Here is a 25,621-nt window from a genome sequence, read left to right on the forward strand (position 1 = left end):
GCCAGATGGGCGCCCTTAAGTGGCCATCGTCTCACGGGGTACCCGCAATGGACCCACCCGGGGTGAAGCGGTGGTGACCCATCGAAAACATCTGGATGAGTGGCGATGCTCACGCCGCTCACCTGTGACGCCCTCTGGACATATGGGCGGACGCGTCGGATGATCAAATGAGTGCGGTCGGCACCGGATGAGCGCGGAAGATCGGAACGCCGATCCGATCCGCGAAGCATCCGGGTCGTGGCCCCCGCGGGGCACACAAGGGCATATTCAGGACAAAATCCCTCTTTTAGGAGCAACCGTGGCGCGCGACATCGCGGCTCCCCCCGTCGTCCCCACCAACCACCGCGAGCTGGTCTCGTGGGTGAACGAGATCGCAGAACTGACGCAGCCGGACAGCGTGGTCTGGTGTGACGGATCCGAGGCCGAGTACGAGCGCCTGAGCGAGGAACTGGTCGCCAAGGGCACCTTCAAGAAGCTCGACCCGATCAAGCGCCCCAACTCCTACTACGCCGCCTCCGACCCGACCGACGTCGCGCGCGTCGAGGACCGGACCTTCATCTGCTCCGAGAAGGAGGAGGACGCCGGCCCGACGAACCACTGGATGGACCCCGCCGAGATGCGTGAGGTCTTCGCCGGCGAGAAGGGCGTCTTCCGCGGCTCGATGCGCGGCCGGACCATGTACGTGGTCCCGTTCTGCATGGGTCCGCTCGGCTCGAAGCTCTCCGCGATCGGCGTGGAGATCACCGACTCCGCCTACGTCGCCGTCTCCATGCGCACCATGACCCGCATGGGCCAGGCGGTCCTCGACGAACTCGGCGACGACGGCTTCTTCGTGAAGGCCGTGCACTCCGTCGGCGCCCCGCTGGCGGAGGGCCAGGAGGACGTCCCCTGGCCGTGCAACCAGACCAAGTACATCTCCCACTTCCCGGAGAGCCGCGAGATCTGGTCCTTCGGCTCCGGCTACGGCGGCAACGCGCTGCTCGGCAAGAAGTGCTACGCCCTGCGCATCGCCTCCGTCATGGCCCGCGACGAGGGCTGGCTCGCCGAGCACATGCTGATCCTCAAGCTGACGCCGCCGCAGGGCGAGTCGAAGTACGTCGCCGCCGCCTTCCCGAGCGCCTGCGGCAAGACCAACCTCGCCATGCTGGAGCCCACGATCTCCGGCTGGACCGTCGAGACCATCGGCGACGACATCGCCTGGATGCGCTTCGGCGAGGACGGCCGCCTCTACGCGATCAACCCCGAGGCCGGCTTCTTCGGCGTCGCGCCCGGCACCGGTGAGCACACCAACGCCAACGCGATGAAGACCCTGTGGGGCAACTCCGTCTTCACCAACGTCGCCCTCACCGACGACAACGACATCTGGTGGGAGGGCATGACGGAGGAGACCCCGGCCCACCTCACGGACTGGAAGGGCAAAGACTGGACGCCCGCCTCCGGCGTCCCGGCCGCCCACCCCAACGCCCGCTTCACCGTCCCCGCCGCGCAGTGCCCGATCATCGCGCCCGAGTGGGAGGACCCCAAGGGCGTGCCGATCTCGGCGATCCTGTTCGGCGGGCGCCGCGCCACCGCCGTACCGCTGGTGACGGAGTCCTTCGACTGGAACCACGGCGTGTTCCTCGGCGCCAACGTGGCCTCCGAGAAGACCGCCGCCGCCGAGGGCAAGGTCGGCGAGCTGCGCCGCGATCCGTTCGCGATGCTGCCCTTCTGCGGCTACAACATGGGCGACTACATGGCCCACTGGGTCGACGTGGCCAAGGACAAGGACCAGTCCAAGCTGCCGAAGATCTACTACGTCAACTGGTTCCGCAAGAACGACGAGGGCAAGTTCGTCTGGCCCGGCTTCGGCGAGAACAGCCGCGTGCTGAAGTGGATCGTCGAGCGCCTGGACGGTAAGGCCGAGGGCGTCGAGACCCCGATCGGCGTCCTGCCGGCCAAGGGCGCCCTGGACACCAAGGGTCTCGAACTGTCCGAGTCCGAACTCGACTTCCTGCTCACCGTCGACAAGGAGATCTGGCGCGAGGAGGCCGCGCTCGTCCCCGATCACCTCAACACCTTCGGCAACCACACGCCGAAGGAGCTGTGGGACGAGTACAACGCGCTGGTGCAGCGCCTGGGCTGACAACTGCCCCCAATAACGCCGCGGCCGGCTCCGATCGTGCCCTGACCAGCAGTATCGTCACGGCCGGCCGCGGTGACAGCACCACAGACCGGCGAGGTTCCGTACAACGGCGTACGGGGCTCTGGGCCTGTCGTGGTCATCCCGTCCGCCCCGATGGGAAGGCCGCGGCAGGCCCTCGCCTGTATTCGCTCGCCTGTACGGTCGCGCCGCCTTGATCGCGGTATACGCACCACTGTTACATGGTCTCCACAGGAGCGTCACTCATCGCAGTGGACGCTCAATTCAGCCTGTGGGGGGCACAGTTGAATACTGCACACCGCTCCAGACGTCTCGCGGCCACGCTGCTCGCCGCCGCACTCGCCGGGACCGGCCTGACCGTCGCCGCCGCGCCCGCGGCCCACGCGGCGGCCTCCGAGGCGGTGGCCAAGCTGCCGATCACCTCGTACTCCGCGCTCGCGGTGGACTCCGCGCACCAGCGGGTCTACATCGCCGACAGCAACATGGGCAGCTACAGCAACCCCGGTCAGATCGCCGTCTACAACTTCCAGGGCGAGCGGATCACCACGATCGGCACCACCCAGCACATCTCCGGCCTCGCGCTGAACGCCGACGGCTCCACGCTCTACGTCGGCGGCCGCGAGGTCATCTGGCGCTACGACACCAGCACCTACACCTCGAACGGCCTGTACGTCTCCACCGACACCTGCGGCCGCAGCCTCGCCTTCTCGGGCGGCCAGGTGTACTACACGACGCCGTACTCGTACTACACCTCGCAGTGCGACACCACGCTGACCTACCTGGACGCCTACGCGCCCGCCACCAACACCGTCGCGCGCACCGACTGGCAGGACTCCGGCAAGCTCCAGCTGGAGGCCGGTCCCGGCGACCGGATGCTGATGGGCCAGCCCCTCAACTCCTCCGCCACCAACCCGTTCCTGACGGTGTACGACGCCGGCGGCGGCTCGCTCGTGCGAGGCGCGGCCCGGCGCTTCGCCGACGCCGACGGCACGGGCGCCCTGAACCTGAAGGACATGGCGTTCTCCGCCGACGGCAGCAAGGTCGCCGTCGCCGACGCGAGCGCCGGGACACGGCTGCTGAACACCGGCGACCTGTCCGACGCGGCCGAGGGCTACCGGGCACTGCCCGCCGGAGCCGTCGCCAGCGCGGTCGCCTTCGGCGGCGACGGCAAGTACATCGCGCGCGGCGCCTCGGCCACCGGCTCCACGCCGGACCTGCTGGTGCAGCCCGCCGACCCGGCCGACGCCACCGCCCCGCTGGAGTTCGCCTTCGAGGGCAGCCTCGACGGCGACCGGGTCGCGGCGCGCGGCCTGGAGTGGGCGGCGGACGGCTCCCGGCTGTTCGCGGTCACCACCAACGCGGCCGGCAACCAGTACTGGCTGCACATCATCCAGCCCCCGGCCGTCCAGTACGACACCCGCTTCACCGGCGGCCTCACCCACAGCCCCGCCCAGGCCGCAGCGGGCGAACCGCTCGCCGTGCGCGGCAAGCTGGAGCAGGACGGGCCCGCGCCCGCCGAGCCCCTGAAGGTCAGAGCGACCCGCACCGACGCGAGCGGCACCCACGATCTGGGCACCTTCACCGTCAAGGACGACGGCACCTTCACCGTCCTCGACGAGCCCGGCCTCGTGGGCGACGCCACCTACAAGGTCTCCTACCTCGGCGACCTGACCCACCGCCCCGCCGAGGACATCACCACCACGGTGTCCGTCGGCAAGGCGCCCACCTCGATCGCGCTCACCGCGCCCGAGGAGGGCTCGCTGAAGACGGGCGTCGAGATCACCGGCACGTTCACCGCACAGGGCAAGGCGCTGCCCGAGCGGGCGGTCCTCAAGGTCACCCGGACCGACCGGCTCGGCACCGGGACGCTGTCGTCGGTGACGGTCGCAGCCGACGGCACCTTCACGATCAACGACCTGCCCCGCACCCGCGGCGACGCGGACTACACGGTCAGCTGGCCGGGCGACGACCTGCACAACGCGTCGTCCGCCTCGGCGACGGTGTACGTCAGGCGGTAAGTCCGCCCCCGGTCCCGCCCCGGTCCTCCAGGTACCGGGTGTGGGTCTCCTGGCGGCGGGCCTCCACCTCGCGCAGGCCCGCCGCCAGCTTCTCGGCGTCCTTCCTCAACAGACCCAGCTGCCGTTCCAGATGCAGCTCCGGCGACTCGCTCCCCGGCGACATCCGCGTCCACCACCGCGTCCGTACGAAGCTGTCGACGGCCTCGGGCAGATCGCGCCGCACGATCCGGGAGAGCACATGCACGCCCTCCGGGTCGTGCGCGAGCAGCTCGGCGACCCAGCCCTTGTCGAGCAGCGCCGTCAGCAGCTCGGTGAGCTCACGCAGCCGGGCCGCGGCCGTCACCGACAGCTCGACGTCCGTCAGATAGCCGCGCACCCGCTCGAAGTCGCCCCGCAGCTCGTCCAACTGGGCCGAGGGGTCGGGGAATTCGGGCGGCGCGGGCCGCTCCGGCGGGGCGATCAGCGCGCCCGCGCCGTACAGCCCCACGACCACGGCCGGCCAGTACGGTCCCGCCACCCCCGTGAAGGTCAGCACCAGGCCGACCAGTCCGCACGCGCTCCCGGCGATGTTCTTGCGGGACTCCAGGTACGCCACTGCCCTACTGGTAGCCACGGATCTCCTCGAAGGCGCCGTCCAGCGAACCCTTCCGGGCGTCGAAGAGCCGGCCGCCGGTCAGCTCGGCGATGTTCTCCAGCTCCGACCTGCTGGAGTCGCCGAAGAGGATGGGGAAGACGGGCGTCGCGCGCCGCTCGCGGTCCAGGCCGGCGTAGAAGGCGTGGAAGCCGGCCGAGTCGGCGCCCGCGGTGTTCTCGCCGTCCGTCATCAGCACGATCGACGTGAACGTGTCCCTGCCGGAGCCCAGATGCTGGTACGCCGCCTGCAGCGAGGTGTAGATCGCGGTGTCGCCCTCGGCGGTGAGCGCGTCGGTCTCCTCGCGGATGCCCGCGAGCCCGGCCTTCGGGTCGGCCGGATCCACGACATGGGTGGCCACGCTCTTCACGCCCGACCCGAACGGCATCAGCGTGACCTCCTCGCGTTCGCGGAAGTCACCGGTGAGGTCGCTGAGCGCCTTCTTCAGCTGCTCCAGGCGGTCGCCCTCCATCGAGCCCGAGGTGTCGAGGACGTAGACCGTCCTGGACGGGCGGCGCAGCTCGTTCTCGTACGACTCCAGCAGGCCGTCGGCGACGGAACGGGTGCCCGGGAAGGGCAGTTCGCGCCGCCGGCCGGTGTCGAGGCCGGGAGCGGGGTCGACGGAGCTGACGACCGGGCGGCGATGGGTGCGCTCGGTGATCAGCCGCTGGATGCCGTCGCCGCGCAGCGCCTCGGTGAGGCGGCGGACGTCCTCGCGGGTCGCGGTGTTCGTCGACGCGAGGGAGGAGAGCGGGTAGTCGGCGGTGACGACGCCGTCCTTGGGGCGGATCACGGTCAGGCCCGGGATGCCCTTGAGGACGGACTCGTAGTTCAGCAGCGCGTCGACGTTCCCGCGCCGCTTGTACGCCGTCGCCAGCCAGCCCGACGAACCGGACGTCAGCTTCTGCCCCTTGAAGAACTCCTTCAGCCGGGGCGTGGCCTTGGCGACGTCCGCGTCCGTCAGGGCGGACTGCGCGCCGGACAGGGCCGAGGCGACGGAGACCAGGGTCGCGAAACCGGAGTTGGAGCGGGCCGGGTCGGTCATGCCGTAGGTGAGCCTGCCGTCCTGGACGGCCTGCTCGATCTGCGACCAGGTGACGTCGTCGGGCTCGAAGCCCAGCTTCCCGAGCTGCGTCGACCTGATGCCGACGGCGACCGGGCTCGACATGACCGGCGTCTCCGAGACGACCTTCCTCGCCGCCTCGGGCCGCAGCCGCAGATAGTCGTTCGAGGACAGCCACAGCGCGTCGTACCGGCCGTCCGCCTTGCCCTTCGCCAGCAGTTCCACGGCGTCGAGGGTGCCCATGTAGGTGGGCCGGACCTCGATGCCGGTGTCGTCGGCGATCCGGTCAAGGACCGGGGCCATGTCGCTGAGCTCGCTGGAGGCGAGGACGCGCAGGGACCCCGGTCTCGGGGCGTTGTCGGGTTCGTCGGACGCCTTGTGCGAGGTGCAGGCGGTCAGGAGCGCCAGGGCGGCGAGCGCCGGCGCGAGGACGCGTGCTCTCATCATCCGAGACCGCCTTCCAGCGCGCCCTGCGAACGGCTGCGCTCCAGGTAGCCGCTCGCCTGCTGGAGTTCGGCGGTGAGGTTCTCCACTGTCGCCGCCATCGCCTCGGTCGCCTGGACCTTGTAGCTGTCGATGGTGTCGAGGGTGCGGTAGATCTGCTGGAAGGCGTTACGGAGCGTCTCCGCTCCCACCGCCGGATCGGCGGCGATGCGCTGGATCTCGCCGCTCTGCGTGGCGAGCATCTCGGCGTTGCCGCGGATGAGGTCCTCGGTCGTGCCGCGCAGGGCGTTGACCTGCTCGATGACCTTCTTCTGGTTGTCGAGCGCGGAGGCCAGCATCACGGAGATCCGCAGCGCCGAGACGGTGGTCGTGGCCGCCCGGTCGACGCCCTTGACGAGCTCCTCGTTGTTGCGGCGTACGACGTCCATGGCGAGGTAGCCCTGCGCGCACACCGCGAGCTGGGTGAGCAGGTCCTGGTGCTTCTGCCGGACCGGGAAGAGGATGTCGGCGCGCAGTCCGTCGGCCTGCTGCGGGTCGGCGACCTGGCCGATGTGCTGCTCGACCGCGGTGTCCAGGGCCTCCGTCAGCACGACGTACTCCTGGAGCTTGCCCATGGTCTCCCACAGCCGCACCCGCTCGCTCTGGAGCGCGGCGTTGTCGCGCCGCAGCTCGTCCTGCCCGCCGCGCAGCGACCCCACGATCCTGTTCAGGGTCCCTTGTGCGGAGGCGTACTTCGCGACGTGGTCGCGCAGCTTGTTGCCACCGGGCAGCCTGGAGAGGAACTTGCGTCCCCTGGAGGCCGGCAGGTCCCGCGGGTCGAGGTCCTCCACCACCCGGCGCAGCTCGACCAGCGAACCCGCGACCTGCGACTGGGCGTCACCGCCCTTGTCCGGCAGGCTCCGGATCGTCCGCTCCAGCATGCGGTTGGACTGCGCGGCCGCCGTCCGCATCTCCCCGGCGCCGAGCGCAGTGATCTCACCGACCTTGCCGGCGAACTCGGGGGAGCGGGCGTCGAGTCCGGCGAGCCCCTCCACATAGGCGGTCGCCTTGCCGGCCATGTCGCTGCGGACCCCGTCGTCGACCGGGACGAGTCCGCCGGCCTTCTCGCGCGGCACGGCGGCAACCGGCTCCGGCGGAGTCAGGACGAAGGTGTCGTCGTTGGTGCTCATGTGCTGTTGCCCCCTTATCCGCGCGCCCGTCGGGCCAGCTCGTGCAGCACCCCGGAGGTGGGCACGGCGGCTTGGTGGACGCCGGTCAGTTCCTGCTTCAGGTAAGTGGTGTCCGAGGCGAACCCGGCGGCCTCGCCCTGCGGACGGAACCCGTGCCGGACCTCCAGCTTCCGCAACGCCGGGTCCGAGGACAGGAGTTCGGCGACGGCCTTGCCGTCCTCGGTCAGCGGTACGGCGGTGTGGTCGCTGTTGACCGTGGTGTCCGGGTAGAGGACGACCAGGTCCTCGGGCTGCTCTCCCCGGGCCAGCAGGGAGGCGACCTGGGACTCGTAGACCACGACCAGCGGATTGCCGGCGCCGCTGACGAAGTCCCGGAACACGGCGTCGCTGCCGGACTGCTGGGCGCCCTGCACGCTCACCAGCTTGTGCAGCAGCGGTGCGGTGCGGTCGACCTCGGCGGCGCCGGCGACGACCTTGCCGCCGTTCTCCACGTAGGAGGCGGCGGCCAGGTACAGCGCGCCGGAGTTGGAGGTCTCGGGGTCGGTGCTGGACAGGTAGACCGTGCCCGTCAACTCCCCGTACTTCCTGGCGCCCTTGAGCTGCTGCCAGGTACGGTCGGCGCGCGCCGCGTCCAGATAGGCGGCCATCTTCAGGGTGCCGCGGTGGGCCTCGTCCAGCGTGGCCAGCCCGTTGCCCGCGAGCACCTCGGCGGCGTTCTTGTGCGCCACTACGACGAGGGGCGAGTAGAAGGGGCGGGGGAGTGTCCCCGTCACCTCGTACTTCGCGGCGAGTTCACGGGCGGGCGCCTGGCTCGACGGGAGCGCGAGGTCGTACCCCTTGAGGTCCAGCCCTTCCATGGCCCAGGACCCGGAGGTCTCGGCCTTCACGGTGTAGCCCTTGGCGGCGAGGGCCTTCACCACGTCGGGATCGGCGAAGAACTCGGCCTTCTCCGATCCGATCACTGCCTGCACGGTCTTCGTTGCCGTGCCCTTGTCCTCATTGCTGCGGCCTGCGACGACGGCGACCACCACGCCACCGATCAGCAGCACCGCGAGGACGATTCCTGCGATACGTCTCACGGGGTGGAGAGTGCTCGCGGAATCCAACGTTCCCCGTCAGAGGGGATGAACGGCAGGTGTCATACCGGTCCCGTTACAGCACGGGGTCGGGGGGCGCCCCTCCAGGGGCGCGGGGAACTGCGCGACCAGCCACGACGAACGGGCGGCCGCGAGCACGACGCGAACCCTTGCGGCGAGGCGACAGTCGGCCCGAGCCAACGCGGTGCTGTGGCGCCCGGTCCGCGCGTCGCTGCGGGTGCACGCGGACCGGGGCCGTTCAAAGGGGCTTCAGCTGACGCCGGTGAGTTCCTGCGGCTCGGCCTGCGCGGCGGCGTGCGCGTCCATCCGCTCGGCGGCGAGGATCGCGGCCGCGGTGTCGGCACGGGACGCGGCGACCACCAGCGCCCGCCCGGCAAGGGCATGCGCACGCCGGTGCAGTGCCGTGAGCTTCGTCTGACCGCCGGAAGCCACCGAACGGGCCGGCTTACGGCCTTCCCGCAGCCGGGCGACCTGGTCCGCGAGCCGGTCGCCCGCGACGTCCAGGTCCTCCGAGGGCGCCGTCGCGCGCAGCTCGTCCGTGACGGCGAGCAGCGCGGCGAGATGGCCCGCGAGCTGGATGTCCAGCTCCTCCTCGCGCGAGCGGTGGGGGAAGTCGGTGGTGCTGCCGGCCATCGTGCTGTGGACCGACTTGGTACGGATCGGTTCGTACATGGGGATGGCCTCCTGTGCGCTGACAGGAAACCATCCTAGCTTAGATTCTGTCTAAAGTTGAGCGGTTCACAAAGGCGGACCGCTTGTACACGCAGGGTCACGGCTGGCCGTAGCCGTCGAGGAACCGCCCGATCCGGCCCACCGCGTCCCGCAGGTCCGTGACCGTCGGCAGGGTGACCACCCGGAAGTGATCCGGCTCCGGCCAGTTGAAGCCCGAGCCCTGGACGACCATGATCTTCTCGCGCCGCAGCAGGTCGAGGACCATCTGCCGGTCGTCCTTGATCTTGAACACCTTGGGGTCGAGGCGCGGGAAGAGATACAGCGCGCCCTTCGGTCGTACGCAGGTCACGCCGGGGATCTGCGTCAGCAGCTCGTAGGCGACATCCATCTGCTCCTTCAGCCGCCCGCCCGGAAGCACCAGGTCGTTGATGGTCTGCCGGCCGCTGAGTGCTGCCACGACCCCGTGCTGACCGGGCATGTTCGCGCACAGCCGCATGTTCGCGAGGATGGTGAGGCCCTCGATGTAGGAGTCGGCGTGGGCGCGCGGGCCCGAGATCGACATCCAGCCCACCCGGTACCCGGCGACGCGGTACGCCTTCGACATGCCGTTGAAGGTGAGCGTGAGCAGGTCGGGGGCGACGGCGGCGGTCGGGGTGTGCGTGGCCCCGTCGTAGAGGATCTTGTCGTAGATCTCGTCGGAGCAGACGAGGAGGTTGTGCCGGCGGGCGATGTCCGTGAGCCCCCGGAGCATGGCCTCGTCGTACACCGCACCCGTCGGGTTGTTCGGGTTGATGATGACGAGGGCCTTGGTGCGGTCGGTGACCTTGCGCTCGATGTCGGCGAGGTCGGGCATCCAGTCGGACTGCTCGTCGCAGCGGTAGTGGACGGCGGTGCCGCCGGACAGCGACACGGCGGCGGTCCACAGCGGGTAGTCGGGGGCCGGGACCAGTACCTCGTCCCCGTCGTCCAGCAGGCCCTGCATGGCCATGACGATCAGCTCGGAGACGCCGTTGCCGATGAAGACGTGCTCGACGTCGGTCTCGACGCCCAGGGTCTGGTTGTGCATGACGACGGCCCGGCGCGCCGCGAGCAGGCCCTTCGCGTCGCCGTAGCCATGGGCCGACGACACGTTGCGGAGGATGTCCTCCAGGATCTCGGGCGGGCACTCGAAGCCGAACGCGGCCGGGTTGCCGGTGTTCAGCTTGAGGATCCGATGCCCCGCCGACTCGAGCCGCATCGCCTCCTCGAGCACCGGGCCCCGGATCTCGTAACAGACGTTGGCGAGCTTCGTCGACTGGATCACCTGCATGTCAAGGAGCTTACGGCCCGGTAACGGACCCTGGGTCGTGTTTTCCGACACGTGAGACGCGGGGGTTTGAGCTGTTATCAGCGGTAACTGTCCCAGGGGTCTCTCCCGTCCCTAGAATGCGCGCTCATGTCCAGCCCTTCTGAGCGCGAAAACGGGATGTACGGAGCGAACGGCGTGAATCACCCCGCCGCCACTCCCCCCGTTCAGGGTGTGGGCCGGGAGGGCGATGGGTTCCAGGCTCCTCCGAACGTGTATCACCCGTATGCCGAGTCGAATGCCGTGTACGAGGAGTACATGGACCCCGCGGCCGCACACGGCTGGCAGAACGCCTACGACGAGACGACCGAGCTGCCCGCGGTGGTCGAAGGGGCGACCGGCGCCCGTGAGGGCGACGGCTACGGCTACGTCTACGAGGACGGCCACGACTACGCCGACGACCCGGACAAGGGACGCGGCCGACGCCGGGCCCGGCGCAGGCCCGGTGTCTGGCGTTCGCCCCGCTTCGTGGTGGCGGCCGGTGCGGTGGGCGCGGTGTCGGCGGCGGCGCTGATGGCCGGGTTCGCCCTGTCCGGGTCCTCCTCGGAGGGTGGCACGCGGACCAAGAGCGATCGCACGAGCCCGACGCCCGACGGCTTGCCGACACCGGGAGGGGCCTCCGGGGGCGCGTCGGCAGGTGCCCACGCGTCCGGGAGCGCCGCCGCTTCCCGAAGCCCCTCTCCGAGCGACTCGGCGAGCCCGTCCGCGTCGGACGGCGCCGCCTCCGACGGTGGCACCGCAGAGCCCTCGGCCGATCCGACCGCCACGGGCACCGGCCCGTCCGCGCCGACGGTCACCCCGACCGCGAACGGCCCGGGCAACTCGGGCAACAAGCCGGGGCGGGGGCAGGGCAACTCGAAGAAGCCCGGTTGAAGGTCGGGCGGGGGAGAGTAGCGCTCGGGGCGTGACGCGCTGTACGGCTGCTCCCGCAGGAGCGGGTGCCGAGGCGGCCGGCGCCGACTGTGGTGATCTCGGCATCCTCTCGTGAACGTCCTGCGCCGCCGGGCCGGAGGCCCTCACTCACCGTGATAGGGAAACCCCTACGGCCCGAACTCGCCGGTAATCAACTCCTTGTCCGCACTCCCCTCTTGCGTGACAATGCGCATGACAAAAGTGCGGGTGGCCGGAGATTCTTCGGTCACCCTCCTCGTATGAGGGGACCCCCACATGAGAAAACCGCTCGGCGCCGCCCTCCTCGCCCTGGCGATAGCCGGGGCCGGCGCCGCACCCGCGGCCGCGGCTGACGTGGACACGGCCCAGTCCTTCGGCAAGGGTGTCGACACGAACTCGGTCACCTCCGTGGTCCAGGACACCGTCAACTCCGCCACGGAGAGCCTCGGCCAGGTCCTGAACCCCAAGGTCAAGGCCGTCAACTTCGCGGGTACCGTCTCGCTCAGCAACTGCTCCGGCTCGGTCGTCCGGTTCCCCGCCTCGGAGGACAACGACCCCGCGCTGGTGATGTCCAACGGCCACTGTCTGGAGACCGGCATGCCGGGCCCCGGCGAGGTCGTCGTAGACCGGGCATCCAGCCGGACGTTCGGTCTGCTCAACGCCAACGGCAGCCGGGTCGGCACGCTGCGCGCCAGCAAGATCGCCTACGGCACGATGACCGACACGGACGTGTCGATCTATCAGCTCACCACCACGTACGCGCAGATCAAGAGCTCGTACGGGATCAACGCGCTGACCATGGCCGACAGCCACCCGACCGCCGGCACGGCCATCACGGTCGCCTCCGGCTACTGGAAGCGGCTGTACAACTGCAACATCGACGGGTTCGCCTACCGCCTCAAGGAAGGCGACTGGACCTTCAAGGACTCGGTCCGCTACACCTCCGCCTGCAACACCATCGGCGGCACCTCCGGCTCCCCCGTCATCGACCAGGCCACCAACAAGGTCGTCGCCGTCAACAACACCGGCAACGAGGACGGCCAGCGCTGCACGGTCAACAACCCGTGCGAGGTCGACGAGAGCGGCAACGTCACTGTTCGCCAGGGCATCAACTACGCCCAGGAGACCTACCAGATCCCCGCCTGCTTCGGCGTCGACAACAAGCTCGACCTGAACGCGAGCGGCTGCGTGCTGCCCAAGCCGTAACACCTGGCGGCGGGCGGTCCGCACGTCACCGAGTCGTCCTGCGGACCGCCCGCCCCGCCAGCACATCCGTCCTGCGGCCGTCCTCCATCACGAAACGGCCGTCGACGAGGACGTACGGGATGCCCGTCGGCAGTCGCCGCGGTTCCTCGAACGTCGAGCCCGCCGCCACCGTCCGCGGGTCGAACAGCACCAGGTCCGCCCGGTACCCCTCGCGGACCAGGCCCCGGTCCGGCAGCCGCAGCCGCGCCGCCGGGCGCGAGGTCAGATGGGCCACGCACTCCTCCAGCGACAGCACCCCCAACTCCCGCACGTAGTGGCCGAGGTAGTGCGGGAAGGTGCCGTACGCCCGTGGATGGGGCTTGGTGCCCTGGAGGATGCCGTCCGAGCCGCCCGTGTGGACGCGGTGCCGCATGATCGTGCGCACGTTCTCCTCGTGCCCGACATGCTGGAGGATCGTCGAGCCGAGGCGGTCCTGAAGGAGCAGCCGGCGGGCGGTCACCCAGGGCGCCTCGCCGCGCGCGTCCGCCGACTGCCGCACGGTCCGGCCCACGTGGTCCACCAGGTCCGGGTCGCTCACCCCCGAGATCTCGATCGTGTCCCACTCGATGGGCACGCCGTGGCAGCCGTCCGCGCCGATGACCTCCATGTGGTGGCGGATCCGCTCGGCGGTGTCGTCGTCCGCCAGCCGGGCCAGGATCGCCTCCGGACCGCCCTCGCTCGCCCAGCTCGGCAGCATCGCGACGAGCGTCGTGCAGCCGGGCGTGTAGGGGTAGGTGTCCAGGCTGATGTCGGCGCCGTCGGCGAGCGCCTTGTCCAGCAGGGACAGCAGCTCCGGCGCCCGGCCCTCGTTCACGCCGAAGTTCATGGTGGCGTGCGCCAGGTGCAGGGCGCAGCCCGCCTCCCGGGTCAGGGCCACCATCTCCTCGTACGCCTGAAGGGCCCCGGCCCCGTAGGAGCGGTGGTGCGGGCAGTAGTAGCCGCCGTAGGACGCCACCACCCGGCACAGCTCGGTCAGTTCCGCGTCCTTGGCGTACATGCCCGGTGTGTACGTCAGCCCCGACGACAGGCCGACCGCGCCCTGCTCCAGGCCCTCCGCGACCAGCCGGCGCATCCGGTCGAGCTCGTCCGGCGTGGCCTCCCGGTCCTCCCAGCCGACGGCGAGCGCACGGACCGTGCCCTGGGGGATGAGGTATGCCGCGTTGACCGCGATGCCCCGGTCCAGGCGGTCCAGGTACTCACCCACGGTCCGCCAGTCGAAGTCGATGTCGTCGCCGAAGCCGTTCCAGCCGGTGATCGCGCGACGGACCTCGGCGAGGGTGCGGTCGTCGACCGGGGCGTACGACAGGCCGTCCTGGCCGATGACCTCCAGGGTGACGCCCTGCGCGGCCTTCGCGCTGTGGTCGGGGTCGCGCAGCAGCGCCAGATCGCTGTGGGCGTGCATGTCGATGAAGCCGGGGGCGAGGACCAGTCCCTCGGCGTCCAGCTCCCGGCGCGCCTTCGGCCGCTGGCAGCCGGCCGCGGCGGCCTCCTGCACGATCGAGACGATCCTGCCGCCGTCCACGACGACATCGGCGCGGTAGGACGCACCGCCGCTGCCGTCCACGACCTCCGCGTCCCGGATGACGAGCTCTTCCACGACCGCCCCCTCCTAGAAGAACGTACGGATGTAGTCGACGACCGTCCCGTCAGCCTCGGCGACGGGGATCAGCTGCCACTTGTCGAACGACGTGCACGGGTGCGACAGCCCCATCCCGACCCAGTCCCCGACCTCCAGGTCCGCCTCCGCGGTCGTCGCCAGCCACGCGTGCTGGTCGGACAGGGCGGTCACCGAGATGCCGGTCGCCGGGCGCTCGGCGCCGTCGCGCCGGACCACCTGCGCGAACGGCAGGTCGAGGTCGTAGGCCGCGTCCCGCTTGCCCGCGTTGACGAAGGCCTGCTCGGGCGAGGGACGGGAGACGACCTGGGTCCACAGCCGGAAGGCGGGTTCGAGGGCGCCCTCCTGCGGGACCCGGTTGAACGGGGTCAGCTTGCGGTAGTGGCCGTCGTCGTGCGAGACGTACGCGCCCGAGCGCAGCAACTTCAGCACGGGTACGGAGAGTTCGGGGATCTCGGCGAACACGTCGGCCACCGCGTCGAACCAGGCGCTGCCGCCCGCGCTGACGACGATCTCCTCAAGGCCCGCGAACCGGCCCGCCTTGTCGAACTCGACGGCCAGCGAGACCAGCCGGCGCAGCCATGCGTGCACCCGCTCGGGGTTCGCCTGCGGGACCTCGCCCTCGTACCCGGCGACACCGGCCAGCCGCAGCGTGGACACACCCGCCACCGCGTCGGCGACGGCGGCGCACTCCGCCTCCGTGCGGACGCCCGTCCGGGCGCCCTCGCCGGCCGCCAGCTCCACCACGACGTCCACCGGCCGACTCGCGCCGGCGTCGCGCAACGCCGCGTCCATCAGCTCCACGCCGCGCACGGAGTCGACGTAACAGACGAGACGGAAGGCCGGGTCGGCGGTGAGCTCGGCCGCGATCCAGCGCAGGGCCGCGGCGTCGACCAGTTCGTTCGCCAGGAAGATCCGCTCGGTGCCGTACGCCCTTGCCACCCGCACCTGGTGCGGCACGGCGAGCGTGATGCCCCACGCGCCGTGCTCGATCTGCCGCTGGAAGAGCTGCGGCGCCATGGAGGTCTTGCCGTGCGGCGCGAAGGCGAGGCCGTGCCGGGTGGCGTACGTCTCCATCAGGTCGAGGTTGTGCTCCAGGCGCTCGGCGGAGAGCGCGAGCACGGGCGTGGCGAAGCCGCCGGTGAAGAGGTTGCGGCGCTGGGCCGCGAGCTGCGCGACGGTCAGGCCGTCGGCGTCCGGGGGGAGGCCCTTGAAGCGGTGGTCGACGCGTTCCTCGGCCAGACCGGCGAGCGCCTCGTTGCTCATGGAACCTCCCTGATCTGTGGTGTTGCATTTGCTGCAACGCCCATTGCGTATATCGCTTACCGCTGTCTAACATCTCGGCCAACCGCGGGTCAACGGAGCCGCCGTTCCACCCGCACAAGCCCTGGAGCTACGACGATCGTGACCATCACCGGACCCTGCAATGCCCCCGACGGCGTGGATGTCGTCGCGCTCGGCGAGTCCATGGTCACGTTCCTTCCCTCACGACCCGGACGCCTCGCCGACGTACCGTCGTTCGAGCGCGCGATCGGGGGCGCGGAGTCCAACGTCGCCTGCGGGCTCGCCGCCGCGGGGCACGCCGTGCGCTGGGTGAGCCGGGTCGGCGCCGACGGGTTCGGTGACCATCTGGTCGAGGCGATCGGGGCCCACGGCGTCGATGTCTCGGCCGTGGGGAGGGATGCCGCGCGGCCGACCGGCGTGTACTTCCGCACGGCGGGCGACCGGGCGACGGACACGCACGAGGTGGCGTACTACCGGGCGGGTTCGGCGGCGTCGGCGATGTCCGTGGAGAACGTGGACCTGGCCGCGGTGCGTTCGGGGCGGGTGCTGCATCTGTCGGGAATCACGGCGGCGTTGTCTCAGGACTGTCTCGGCCTGATGCGGGAGCTCATGGCACCGCGTGCGGGGCGCCCGCTCGTGTCCTTCGACGTGAACCACCGATCGGGGCTGTGGCGTGACGCCGACGGTCCGCGGGTGCTGCTGGAACTGGCGCGCGGCGCCGACGTCGTGTTCGTGGGCGAGGACGAGGCGGAGGAGGCCTGGGGGATCACGGGGGGACCGGACGCGGTGCGTGCGGCGTTGCCCGAGCCGCATGTGCTGGTGGTCAAGCAAGGGGGAGTGGGGGCTACCGCATTCGTGTCGGCTGCGGGTTCGTCGTGGCTGGTCGCGCAGTTCCCCGCGCCCCTGGGAGCGGCCCCCGCCCGGGGCACTTTCGAACCCGCCCTCGCTGTTGACGTCCTGGCGAGCACCGGTGCGGGCGACGCCTTCGCCGCCGGGTTCCTCTCCGCCACCCTCCGCGGCCTGCCCGTTCGGGACCGTCTCCGGCACGGCCACCTCTGGGCCGCCGCCACCCTCACCGCCCCCGGCGACCTCGCCGCACCCCCCGCCCGCGACACCGCCGACCGCCTGGCCGCCCTCGACGACGCCGGGTGGGAGAAACTTCGACTCGGCCCCGGCTGGACGCAAGCCATCGAGCGGGCCGACGAGGAGGTACGTACGCCATGAGCCAGACCGTCGACCGGGCGCTCAGCATCCTGCCGCTGCTCGCCGAGGGCCCCGCGGACCTGGGCCAGGTCGCCGACCGCCTCGGCGTCCACAAGTCCACCGCGCTGCGCCTGCTGCGCACCCTGCACGAGCACGGCATGGTCTACCGCCAGTCCGACCAGCGCTACCGCCTCGGCGCCCGCCTCATCGCCCTCGCCCAGGAGGCGATGGAGAACCTCGACATCCGCGAGATCGCCCACCCCCATCTCGCACGGCTGAACGAGAGCTGCGGGCACACCGTCCACCTCGCCGTGTACGAGGAGGACGAGGTGCTCTACATCGACAAGGTCGAGAGCCGCTACCCGGTGCGGATGTACTCACGGATCGGCAAGCCCGTCGCCATCACCGTGGCCGCCGTGGCGAAGCTGCTGCTCGCCGACCTGCCCGAGCACGAGCGCCGCCCGCTGGCCGAGAAGCTCGACTACCCCATGTACACGGCCCGTTCGACACCGAATCCGGAGGCCTTCCTCAGGGAACTGGCCAAGGTGCGCGAACAGGGCTGGGCCACCGACCTCGGTGGCCACGAGGAGTCCATCAACTGCGTCGCCGCGCCGATCCGCGGCGCCGACGGCCGTGTCGTCGCCGCGATGTCGGTCTCCGCCCCGAACGTCGTCGTCACCGCCGACGAACTCCTCACCCTGCTCCCGCTGGTGCGCCGTACGGCGGACGACATCAGCGGCGAGTACTCCGGCAGAAACTCAGCGAAGGGCACGGCATGACCGAGAAGACCGCACTCACCCCGAAGACCCACACCACGCCCCCGGCGAAGTTCTCGCACGGCGTGAAGAAGGGGAACATCCTCCAGGTCGCGGGCCAGGTCGGCTTCCTCCCCGCGGTCGAGGGGCAGCCCCCGACGCCGGCCGGTCCCACCCTGCGCGAGCAGACCCTCCAGACCCTCGCCAACGTCAAGGCGATCCTTGAGGAGGGCGGTGCCTCCTGGGACGACGTGATGATGATCCGCGTCTATCTGACGGACGTCGCCCACTTCGCAGAGATGAACGACATCTACAACACCTACTTCGAGGAGCAGGGGCTCACCCAGCCGCCCGCCGCCCGCACGACCGTCTACGTCGGTCTGCCCGCGGGCCTGCTCATCGAGATCGACGCGCTGGCCGTACTGGGCTGACGCCTCCTCAACCCCCCGCACCCCGTGAACGGCATGGCGGCCCGCACCCCCTGGGCGCCGTGCCGCGATCCCCCCTGCCCGAAAGCTCCATGTACTTAACCAGAGGACCCCCCAAATGCCCCATCCGCTCGCCGCGGCCGCCACCCCCGAGACCCCACCCCACACCGGCGGCCTGCTCCTCCTGATCGACGGTACGGCCGGTCTCCTCACCGTCGCCGCCATCGGCATCGCCCTGCTGCTCTTCCTGATCATCAAGACGCGCCTCCAGCCGTTCGTGGCGCTCCTCGCGGTCTCCATAGTCGTCGGCCTGATGGCCGGTCTCTCCGTCACCGAACTCTTCGGCACCGTCCAGCGCTCGGACGCCGTGTCCACCATCGAGTCGGGCATGGGCGGCATCCTCGGCCATGTCGCGATCATCATCGGCCTGGGCACCATGCTCGGCGCGATCCTCGAAGTCAGCGGCGGCGCCGAGGTGTTGGCGTCCCGACTGCTCAACCTCTTCGGCGAGAAGCGCGCGCCGCTCGCGATGGGCCTCACCGGCCTCATCTTCGGCATCCCGGTCTTCTTCGACGTCGGCATCTTCGTCCTCGCGCCGCTCGTCTACGCCGCCGCCAAGCGCTCCGGCAAGTCCGTCCTGCTGTACTGCCTGCCGCTGCTGGCGGGCCTGTCGATGACCCACGCCTTCCTGCCCCCGCACCCCGGCCCGGTCGCGGCGGCCGGCCTGCTCCACGTCGAGCTGGGCTGGGTCATCCTCATGGGCATCGTCTGCGGCATCCCGGCGGTGCTGGCCGCGTGGGTGTTCTCGGCCTGGATCGGCAAGCGCATCTTCGTCGCCGTGCCGCAGGACATGGTCGAGGCGGCGGACGAGGCGAAGCAGGCCGTGCTCGACGAGCAGCGGGCGGCCGGGGTCGAGCCCCAGGAGAAGCCGGTCCCGCTCGGCACGGTCCTCGCCATCATCGGTACGCCGCTGGCGCTGATCCTGGCCGCCACGTTCTCCTCGATCGCCCTGGACCCCTCCACCCCCCGCTCGGTGATCGAGTTCTTCGGCAACCCGTTCGTGGCCCTGACGATCGCCCTGCTGCTCGCCTACTACCTGCTGGGCATCCGCCGCGGCTGGTCCCGCAAGTCCCTGGAGACGGTGTCGACCTCCTCCCTGAAGCCCGTCGGCAACATCCTCCTGGTGGTCGGCGCGGGCGGCGTCTTCGGCGCCGTCCTCAAGGCCAGCGGCGTCGCCCAGGCCCTGTCCGACACCTTCAACGACGTGGGCCTGCCCGTCCTGGTGCTGTCGTACCTGATCTCGGTGGTCCTGCGGGTCGCCCAGGGCTCGGCGACGGTCGCCATCGTCACCACGGCCGGCATCGTGGCTCCCCTGCTCACCGGGGGCGACCACTCCCAGGCCTTCGTAGCGCTGGTGATCATGGCCATCTCGGCCGGCTCGATCTTCGCCTCGCACGTCAACGACGGCGGCTTCTGGATAGTCGCCAAGTACTTCGGCATCAGCGAACGTGACACGTTGAAGACGTGGACCGTGCTCGAAAGTGTCCTGTCGGTGGCCGGGTTCGTCGTGGCGGCGGTGCTGAGCCTGTTCGTGTAACGATGCGGGGGCTGGTTGCGCGGGACACAGGGTTGTCGACCATACTGCTCGGCTGTGGAGCAGCGCATAGGTTCAGGCAGCCAGCCCCTGGAGGGCGCCGGGTTCGACCCGGCCTTCATCCCCGGTCTCACCTCGCCCGCGTCCGTCGCGCCCAAGGGCGCGAAGAAGGAGGACGCGGCCGGCGAGGCCGACTCGGAGGAGACCGCCCTCGACGACGCCGACGAGCCCGGGACGGAGGCCGCCGACGGCATCGACGACATCGACGACGCCGATGACGACGCGGAGGACGCCGTCGACGAGGCCGATGAGGCGGACGACGAGGACGACGAGGAGGACGCCCCCGTGGACGGCCCCGTCTTCGAGGCCGCCGACCGCCGGGCCCGGATCGCCGTCGACCACAAGGGCGTTCGGCTCACCCTGGACGACCAGGAGTGCGAGTTCCGCTGGGACGAGATCGGCGCGATCGAGACCGAGTCCCCGCGCTTCGGGAAGCGCTACACCATCACGGTGCACACTCCTGACCGCCGCTGGTACCCGATCGAGATCGAGGCGACGGCCAGGGCGCGCTTCAAGGAATGGGACGAGCAGTTGGACGCAGTGCTGGACGCCTACTTCGAGGAATCCGACTGAGGGGCGCGGGGAACCGCGCACCTAGCTGCAGTACTGGGTTTCCTTCCCGATCGACCTGTACATGCAATCGGCGTTCTCCAGCAGCTGCAGCACCGCATCCCGGTTCCGGGACGTCTCCCGCTCGATGACCTCGTCGGGCGGGTAGAACCCGCCGCCCCCGGACCTCGGGTACATCTCGAAGGTGTACGAGAAGATCTTCTGGTTGCCCCACAGCCAGTCGTCGATCGACCCGTCGGTGATGTACAGATCGCTGGCCTGCTCCGGCGTGTAGCCGTTGCTCGCGGCCATCTTCTGCCCGACCGCGGCGAACGCGTTGCGGTCGTCGGCCGTCATCCCGGTCGCGGTGTCCGAGTACGTGTACCCGAACGGCCACAGCACCAGTTCGCTGTAGGTGTGGAAGTCGATCCCGGCCGTGATCTGCTGCTTGCCGCCGACGACCCGGCTGCGCACGAAGTTGGCGACCACCTTGACCTCGGGCGCCGACTCGGCGGACGCGCCACGGTACGTCTCCGAGGACGTCGAGCCCGACGAACCGCCGCAGCAGCCCCAGCGGTAGGCCCAGTTGCGGTTGAGGTCGGTTCCGACGGCCGACGAACCGGAGTTGGGCTGGCGGTTCTTGCGCCACGACCGGTAGGAGCCGGTGGCGATGTCGTACTCGCCGCCGTCGGGGTTGAGGTCGGGCACGATCCAGATCTCACGGTTGTTGACCAGACCCGTGACCCGGGAGTCGCTGCCGTAGTCGGAGGTGAGCTCGCGCAGCAGATACAGCGCCATCTCGACGGTGAGGTGCTCACGGGCGTGCTGGTGATGGGTGAACAGCACCTCCGGCTCGGCCTCGTCGGTGCCGACGTTGTCGCTGATCTTGATGGCGACGATGTTGCGGCCCTGGTACGACGTGCCGATGACGCGCTGGCTCGCGATGGAGGGGTTGGCCGAGACGATCGAGTTGATCTCGCTCGTCATCTCCGCGTAGTTGTGATAGCGCGAGTCGCCGGACGGGAAGTCGTAGAGCCGGACGTCGTCCTCGCCGGCTGACCGGTCGGGGACCGCGCCGAGCGGGGTGACGTCGTAGCCGAGCGACCTGAGCTTCTTGATCTGGTCGGCCCGGCCGGAGACGACGACGCCGTGGTCGTCGGTGGCGTCCACGGTCACGCCGGTGCGTTGAAGTGCCGTGCGGGCCTCGGCGCCGCCGTGCAGCCGGACCTCGTACTGGCGGATGTCGTCGGCCGAGGAGGCCGCCTTGGGGGCGCTGTCGGCGTTCGCGGACACGTTCGCCGAGATCGGCGCCGCGAGGGCGAGGGCGAGCAGTCCGGCGAGGGCGGCGGTTCGTCTGCCGCTCCGGCCGCCTGAGCCGCGTATGCGAAGTCGCATGAATTCTCCTTGTGGGAGTGGGGGGTGGGGTTCAGTGCGACGTACGTACTTGGTGCGGGTGTGGCGCTCATGGTGCGGCGGTGGCATGGACAGGTCAAGGGCGCGAGGGGGTTCGGGGGCGTGAACCATCCGAAAATCGGCCGCGCAGTGTACGCGCGCGGCCTTGGTGCCGAGCGGTCCCCGGGGAAGTCCACCCGGGGGTGTGAGCCGGGCGTGCGGGACCGTGCCGGGTGGGGGGAGTGTGGTGATCCGCGCAAGGGGGGAACGGCGGGAGCGGCGGCTTGGCGGGGACCGGCGCACCCGCCGCCTCCCGGGCCGCGGACTTCAGGCTCCCTTCGACATCACCCCGGAGGAACGGCTGATCATGGGCGGATCGGCGCCTGGACCGGATCGGCAGTTGCCGGTCGAGACGACCAGCTTCGTCGACCGGCGCGGCGAACTCGCCGCCGGACGCGAGCTGTTGGCCAGGGCCCGGCTCGTCACCCTGACCGGACCCGGCGGCGTCGGCAAGACGCGACTCGCCGCACGTCTGGCGGCCGGCCTGCGACGCACCTTCCCGGACGGCGTACGTTTCGTGCCGCTCTCCGGCCTGGACGACCCGGCGCTCGTGCCGCTCGCCGCAGCCGACGCGCTCGACCTGCCGGACCGCTCCGCGAGGCCGCCGCTCGACGCGCTGGTGGAGCAGCTGAAGGACCGCCGGCTTCTCCTGCTCGTCGACAACTGCGAGCACCTGCCGACCGCCTGCGCCGAACTCGCCGCGGCCCTGCTGCACGGCACGACCGGCGTACGGATCCTCGCCACCAGCCGCCACCGCCTCGGCCTCACCGAGGAACACCTCCTGGAGGTGCGGCCCCTGCCGGTCCCCGACCCGGACGGCGACCTGTCCGCGCCCGAGGGCTCCCCGGCGCTCGCCCTGTTCGCCGACCGGGCCGCCGCGGTGGTCCCCGGCTTCCGGCTCACCGCCGCCAACCGGGCCGCCGCGGCCCGCCTGTGCCGGCGCCTCGACGGGCTCCCCCTCGCCATCGAACTCGCCGCCGTGCGGATGCGGGTCCTCGACGTCGACCAGCTCCTCGACCGCCTCGACGACCGCTACCGCCTCCTCACCGGCGGCAGCCCCGCGTCCCTGCCCCGCCACCAGACCCTGCGCGCCGCCGTCGACTGGAGCCACGAACTGTGCACCGGGCGGGAGCGGTTGGTGTGGGCACGGCTGTCGGTGCTGGCGGGGAGCTTCGACCTGGAGGCGGCGGAGGCGGTGTGCGCGGCGACCGGCGGAGCCGACGGGGGTGAGGAGGAGCGGGCGGCCGTCCGGCCCCACGACGTCCTCGGCCTGGAGGCGGCGGAGGCGGTGTGCGCGGCGACCGGCGGAGCCGACGGGGGTGAGGAAGAGCGGGCGGCCGTCCGGCCCCACGACGTCCTCGGCCTGGAGGCGGCGGAGGCGGTGTGCGCGGCGACCGGCGGAGCCGACGGGGGTGAGGAAGAGCGGGCGGCCGTCCGGCCCCACGACGTCCTCGGCCTGGAGGCGGCGGAGGCGGTGTGCGCGGCGACCGGCGGAGCCGACGGGGGTGAGGAGGAGCGGGCGGACATCCGGCCCCACGACGTCCTCGACGCCGTCGCCGGCCTCGTCGACAAGTCCGTACTGTCCCGGGAGTCCGGCCCGGACGGCATCCGCTACCGCCTCCTCGACACCCTCCGCCACTACGGCCTGGACCGTCTGCGCGCGCTGCCCGGCGAGGAGCCCGCCGCACGCCGGCGCCAGCGCGACTGGATGCTGCGCCGCGCCGCCGCCTGCGAGCGGGCCTGGTTCGGACCGGGCCAGCGCGACATGGTCGCCCGGCTCCGGGCCGACCAGGACAACATCCGTACCGCCCTCGACTTCAGCCTCACCACCCGGGGCGAGCGTCTCGCGGGCCTGCGGCTGGCCGGCACCCTCTGGTTCTACTGGCACGCATGCGGTGCCCCGCGCGAGGGCCGGCACTGGCTCGACCGCGCCCTCGCCGCCAACCCGGAACCCACCCCCGAACGGGCCCGCGGCCTGTGGATCGCCGGCCTCCTCGCCGCCGGCACCCACGCCCTCACCGCGGGCCTCGCCCTCGCCCGCGACGCGCACCTCCTGGCCCAGGACCTCGACGACGCGGCGGAGACGGCGCACGCCGAGTACGTCATCGGTGTCATCACCCTGTTCATGGACGACCTGCCGACCGCGCTCAGGCACTTCGAGGCGAGCGTCGCGCGCGGCCCCGTACCCGGCCAGCACCTCAGCCTGCACGGCCTCGACCAGGTCGAACTCGCCTGCGCCCTCGGCTTCCTGGGCGAGGCCGACCGTGCCGTGGAGGTCTGCGAGGGCGCCCGCAGGATGTGCGAGCGGCATGGCGAGGAGTGGGTGCACTCCTACGTCCTGCGGATGCTCGCCCTCGCCCACACCGTGTGCCGCGACTGGCCCCGCGCCGAGCACCACGCCCGGCAGGCCCTGCGTCTGAAGATCGCCGTGCACGACGTCATCGGCATCGCCCTCACCCTCGACCTCCTCGCCCGCACCGCCGTCGAGCAGGGCACCCACGAGCGTGCGGCCGCCCTGCTCGGTGCCGCCGACCGCACCTGGACCGCCATCGACCGCGACCGCTGGGGCTCGGCGACCCTCACCTCCGCCCGCCGCGACAGCGAGGCCCGGGCACGTGCGGGACTGGGCCCGTCCGACTACGGGCGGGCCTACGAGCGCGGCGCCGCGCTCGACCTCGCCCGGACCGTCGAGTACGCCGTCGGCGACACCGTTCGGCCCCGCCGGCCCACGGCCGGCCGACGGACGAACGGCCGCCACAGATCCACCCCGTCGACGCCCGGCGTCCGCCTCACCCGCCGCGAGAGCGAGGTCGCCGAACTCGTCGCCCAGGGCCTCGCCAACCAGCAGATCGCCGACCGCCTGGTCATCGCCCGGCGCACCGCGGAGGGCCACGTCGAACGCGTCCTGCGCAAGCTCGGCTTCAACAAGCGCAGCCAGATCGCCGCCTGGGTGGCGGCGCAGCGCTGACACCCACGGCCCACAGCGCCGTCCCGACGCATCGACTCGCAATCCGAGGGGAGTCCGTACCGATGACCACCCGACCCGACCCGTCCACCCCGCCGCAGGACTGCTTCGACCACCGCATGGCGGTCTTCCGCAGCGACGACGAGTTCCTCGCCGCCGCCCTGCCCTTCCTCACCGAGGCTCTCGCGGCGCCCGACGAGCCGCCGCCGGTGGCCATCGCCGCGCCCGGCAACCTGGACCTCCTGCGCGACGCCCTCGGCGACGGCGTGAAGGACGTCGTCCTCGTCCCGCACACCGAGTGGTACACCGGCTCCGCCGCCAACGCCATCGCCCGCAGTGCCGGCCACCTCGCCGCCAACGCCGGTCCCGGCGGCCGTATCCATCTGCTCATGGAACCCGTGTGGGGCGGGCGGGCCGGACGCTCGCCGCGCGAGACCGCCGAGTGGATCCGCTACGAGGCGCTCGCCAACCTCCTGTTCGCCCCGCTCGCCACGACCGCCCTGTGCGCCTACGACACCCGGGTCGCCGGCCACGCCATCGTCGCCGCCGCCCGCCGGGCCCACCCCGACACCGGCGTCTACGTGGACCCGGTCCGGCTCGCCTCCGAGCTCGACGCCGTACCGCTGCCCGCGCCGCCCGTCGACGCCGAGTACCTGTCCGGTCCGGTCCCCGCCGCGGACGCCGTGCGTACCTGGGCCACCGTCCAGGGACTGTCCGCGGCGGACGGGGAGCTGTTCGCCACGGCCGTCACCGAGGCGGCCGCCACGCTCGGCCCGCTGGAGGGCGCCCTGCTGTGGGGCGAGGCCCCGGCGTGCGTGTGCGAACTGCGTGCCGTGCGCCCCGTCGACGACCCGCTGGCCGGGTTCGTACCGCCGCAGCGCCTGGAACCGGAACCCGGGCAGGGACTGTGGTTCGCCCGCCAGGTGTGCGCATATGTCGACGTCCGCGACGACCGGGAGGGTGCGAGCGTACGGCTCCAGTACGGGTAGCGGAGTCCGCAC

Annotated in this window: 20 protein-coding genes; 11 read left to right on the forward strand and 9 right to left on the reverse strand. The window is 71.2% G+C overall.

Annotated features, from left to right (window positions below; all coding sequences use genetic code 11):
• The first annotated feature begins 298 nt into the window (after positions 1–298).
• Both PGH47_RS27095 and PGH47_RS27100 read left to right on the forward strand, forming a co-directional pair.
• A complete protein-coding gene (locus tag PGH47_RS27095) occupies positions 299–2,122 on the forward strand; it encodes a phosphoenolpyruvate carboxykinase (GTP) (RefSeq protein ID WP_271665572.1) in 1,824 nt (607 codons plus the stop codon).
• A 302-nt stretch (positions 2,123–2,424) separates the two neighbouring features.
• On the forward strand, positions 2,425–4,158 hold the full coding sequence (locus tag PGH47_RS27100) for an Ig-like domain repeat protein (protein WP_271665573.1): 1,734 nt from the start codon (positions 2,425–2,427) through the stop codon (positions 4,156–4,158).
• Here the strand turns inward: PGH47_RS27100 and PGH47_RS27105 are convergent.
• The 6 genes from PGH47_RS27105 to PGH47_RS27130 all read right to left on the reverse strand — a co-directional run bounded on the left by PGH47_RS27105 (position 4,148) and on the right by PGH47_RS27130 (position 10,543).
• Positions 4,148–4,771 (reverse strand): hypothetical protein, encoded by a 624-nt coding sequence (locus PGH47_RS27105; RefSeq protein WP_271665574.1) that lies wholly within the window; start codon positions 4,769–4,771, stop codon positions 4,148–4,150. The two genes, PGH47_RS27100 and PGH47_RS27105, sit on opposite strands and share 11 nt — an antisense overlap.
• Positions 4,758–6,296: a vWA domain-containing protein gene (locus PGH47_RS27110; RefSeq protein WP_271668167.1), complete on the reverse strand. Its 1,539-nt coding sequence runs from the start codon at positions 6,294–6,296 to the stop codon at positions 4,758–4,760. The genes PGH47_RS27105 and PGH47_RS27110 overlap by 14 nt, the downstream gene beginning before the upstream one ends.
• Entirely contained in the window at positions 6,296–7,465 is a 1,170-nt protein-coding gene (locus PGH47_RS27115; protein WP_271665575.1) for a toxic anion resistance protein, read from the reverse strand. Before PGH47_RS27115 ends, PGH47_RS27110 begins: the two co-directional genes overlap by 1 nt.
• Positions 7,466–7,479: 14 nt before the next feature.
• Complete coding sequence (locus PGH47_RS27120; RefSeq protein ID WP_271665576.1) at positions 7,480–8,544, reverse strand: hypothetical protein; 1,065 nt, start codon at positions 8,542–8,544, stop codon at positions 7,480–7,482.
• Between the two features lie 267 nt (positions 8,545–8,811).
• Entirely contained in the window at positions 8,812–9,234 is a 423-nt protein-coding gene (locus PGH47_RS27125; RefSeq protein WP_271665577.1) for an SCO4983 family protein, read from the reverse strand.
• A 97-nt stretch (positions 9,235–9,331) separates the two neighbouring features.
• Positions 9,332–10,543 (reverse strand): pyridoxal phosphate-dependent aminotransferase, encoded by a 1,212-nt coding sequence (locus tag PGH47_RS27130; RefSeq protein ID WP_271665578.1) that lies wholly within the window; start codon positions 10,541–10,543, stop codon positions 9,332–9,334.
• Between the two features lie 249 nt (positions 10,544–10,792).
• Here PGH47_RS27130 and PGH47_RS27135 point away from each other — a divergent pair, with 249 nt between their 5' ends.
• Positions 10,793–11,452: a hypothetical protein gene (locus tag PGH47_RS27135; protein WP_271665579.1), complete on the forward strand. Its 660-nt coding sequence runs from the start codon at positions 10,793–10,795 to the stop codon at positions 11,450–11,452.
• Between the two features lie 294 nt (positions 11,453–11,746).
• A complete protein-coding gene (locus PGH47_RS27140) occupies positions 11,747–12,676 on the forward strand; it encodes a trypsin-like peptidase domain-containing protein (protein WP_271665580.1) in 930 nt (309 codons plus the stop codon).
• Positions 12,677–12,701: 25 nt separating this feature from the next.
• On the opposite strand, the gene PGH47_RS27145 is transcribed toward PGH47_RS27140, so the two are convergent.
• Together PGH47_RS27145 and PGH47_RS27150 are read right to left on the reverse strand one after the other, a co-directional pair.
• Positions 12,702–14,312: an N-acyl-D-amino-acid deacylase family protein gene (locus PGH47_RS27145; protein ID WP_271665581.1), complete on the reverse strand. Its 1,611-nt coding sequence runs from the start codon at positions 14,310–14,312 to the stop codon at positions 12,702–12,704.
• 12 nt (positions 14,313–14,324) lie between these two features.
• On the reverse strand, positions 14,325–15,596 hold the full coding sequence (locus PGH47_RS27150) for an amino acid deaminase (protein WP_271665582.1): 1,272 nt from the start codon (positions 15,594–15,596) through the stop codon (positions 14,325–14,327).
• A 201-nt stretch (positions 15,597–15,797) separates the two neighbouring features.
• Here PGH47_RS27150 and PGH47_RS27155 point away from each other — a divergent pair, with 201 nt between their 5' ends.
• The 5 genes from PGH47_RS27155 (at position 15,798) to PGH47_RS27175 (ending at position 20,227) form a co-directional block, all read left to right on the forward strand.
• Positions 15,798–16,838 (forward strand): sugar kinase, encoded by a 1,041-nt coding sequence (locus PGH47_RS27155; RefSeq protein ID WP_435887826.1) that lies wholly within the window; start codon positions 15,798–15,800, stop codon positions 16,836–16,838.
• Entirely contained in the window at positions 16,835–17,596 is a 762-nt protein-coding gene (locus PGH47_RS27160) for an IclR family transcriptional regulator (RefSeq protein WP_271665584.1), read from the forward strand. Before PGH47_RS27155 ends, PGH47_RS27160 begins: the two co-directional genes overlap by 4 nt.
• Positions 17,593–18,003, forward strand: a complete 411-nt coding sequence (locus PGH47_RS27165; protein ID WP_269640333.1) for a RidA family protein — start codon at positions 17,593–17,595, stop codon at positions 18,001–18,003. The genes PGH47_RS27160 and PGH47_RS27165 overlap by 4 nt, the downstream gene beginning before the upstream one ends.
• Positions 18,004–18,118: 115 nt before the next feature.
• Positions 18,119–19,597, forward strand: coding sequence for a GntP family permease (locus PGH47_RS27170; protein WP_126903509.1), 1,479 nt, complete (start codon positions 18,119–18,121; stop codon positions 19,595–19,597).
• Between the two features lie 54 nt (positions 19,598–19,651).
• Positions 19,652–20,227 (forward strand): hypothetical protein, encoded by a 576-nt coding sequence (locus tag PGH47_RS27175; RefSeq protein ID WP_271665585.1) that lies wholly within the window; start codon positions 19,652–19,654, stop codon positions 20,225–20,227.
• Positions 20,228–20,248: 21 nt separating this feature from the next.
• Here PGH47_RS27175 and PGH47_RS27180 read toward each other — a convergent pair whose 3' ends face one another.
• On the reverse strand, positions 20,249–21,598 hold the full coding sequence (locus PGH47_RS27180) for a M14 family metallopeptidase (RefSeq protein WP_271665586.1): 1,350 nt from the start codon (positions 21,596–21,598) through the stop codon (positions 20,249–20,251).
• A 364-nt stretch (positions 21,599–21,962) separates the two neighbouring features.
• Here PGH47_RS27180 and PGH47_RS27185 point away from each other — a divergent pair, with 364 nt between their 5' ends.
• Positions 21,963–24,623: an ATP-binding protein gene (locus PGH47_RS27185; protein ID WP_271668168.1), complete on the forward strand. Its 2,661-nt coding sequence runs from the start codon at positions 21,963–21,965 to the stop codon at positions 24,621–24,623.
• A gap of 62 nt (positions 24,624–24,685) precedes the next feature.
• A complete protein-coding gene (locus tag PGH47_RS27190) occupies positions 24,686–25,609 on the forward strand; it encodes an anti-sigma factor RsbA family regulatory protein (RefSeq protein ID WP_271665587.1) in 924 nt (307 codons plus the stop codon).
• The last annotated feature ends 12 nt before the right edge of the window (positions 25,610–25,621 follow it).

Source organism: Streptomyces sp. HUAS 31 (assembly GCF_028198125.1).
GTDB lineage: Bacteria > Actinomycetota > Actinomycetes > Streptomycetales > Streptomycetaceae > Streptomyces > Streptomyces chartreusis.

Bases quoted from the DNA above. Each gene is read 5' to 3' on its own strand.
- PGH47_RS27110 (WP_271668167.1), bottom strand. From the start codon at position 6,296: ATGAGAGCACGCGTCCTCGCGCCGGCGCTCGCCGCCCTGGCGCTCCTG.
- PGH47_RS27115 (WP_271665575.1), bottom strand. From the start codon at position 7,465: ATGAGCACCAACGACGACACCTTCGTCCTGACTCCGCCGGAGCCGGTT.
- PGH47_RS27125 (WP_271665577.1), bottom strand. From the start codon at position 9,234: ATGTACGAACCGATCCGTACCAAGTCGGTCCACAGCACGATGGCCGGC.
- PGH47_RS27130 (WP_271665578.1), bottom strand. From the start codon at position 10,543: ATGCAGGTGATCCAGTCGACGAAGCTCGCCAACGTCTGTTACGAGATC.
- PGH47_RS27140 (WP_271665580.1), top strand. From the start codon at position 11,747: ATGAGAAAACCGCTCGGCGCCGCCCTCCTCGCCCTGGCGATAGCCGGG.
- PGH47_RS27150 (WP_271665582.1), bottom strand. From the start codon at position 15,596: ATGAGCAACGAGGCGCTCGCCGGTCTGGCCGAGGAACGCGTCGACCAC.
- PGH47_RS27155 (WP_435887826.1), top strand. From the start codon at position 15,798: ATGGTCACGTTCCTTCCCTCACGACCCGGACGCCTCGCCGACGTACCG.
- PGH47_RS27160 (WP_271665584.1), top strand. From the start codon at position 16,835: ATGAGCCAGACCGTCGACCGGGCGCTCAGCATCCTGCCGCTGCTCGCC.
- PGH47_RS27165 (WP_269640333.1), top strand. From the start codon at position 17,593: ATGACCGAGAAGACCGCACTCACCCCGAAGACCCACACCACGCCCCCG.
- PGH47_RS27170 (WP_126903509.1), top strand. From the start codon at position 18,119: ATGCCCCATCCGCTCGCCGCGGCCGCCACCCCCGAGACCCCACCCCAC.
- PGH47_RS27180 (WP_271665586.1), bottom strand. From the start codon at position 21,598: ATGCGACTTCGCATACGCGGCTCAGGCGGCCGGAGCGGCAGACGAACC.
- PGH47_RS27185 (WP_271668168.1), top strand. From the start codon at position 21,963: ATGGGCGGATCGGCGCCTGGACCGGATCGGCAGTTGCCGGTCGAGACG.
- PGH47_RS27190 (WP_271665587.1), top strand. From the start codon at position 24,686: ATGACCACCCGACCCGACCCGTCCACCCCGCCGCAGGACTGCTTCGAC.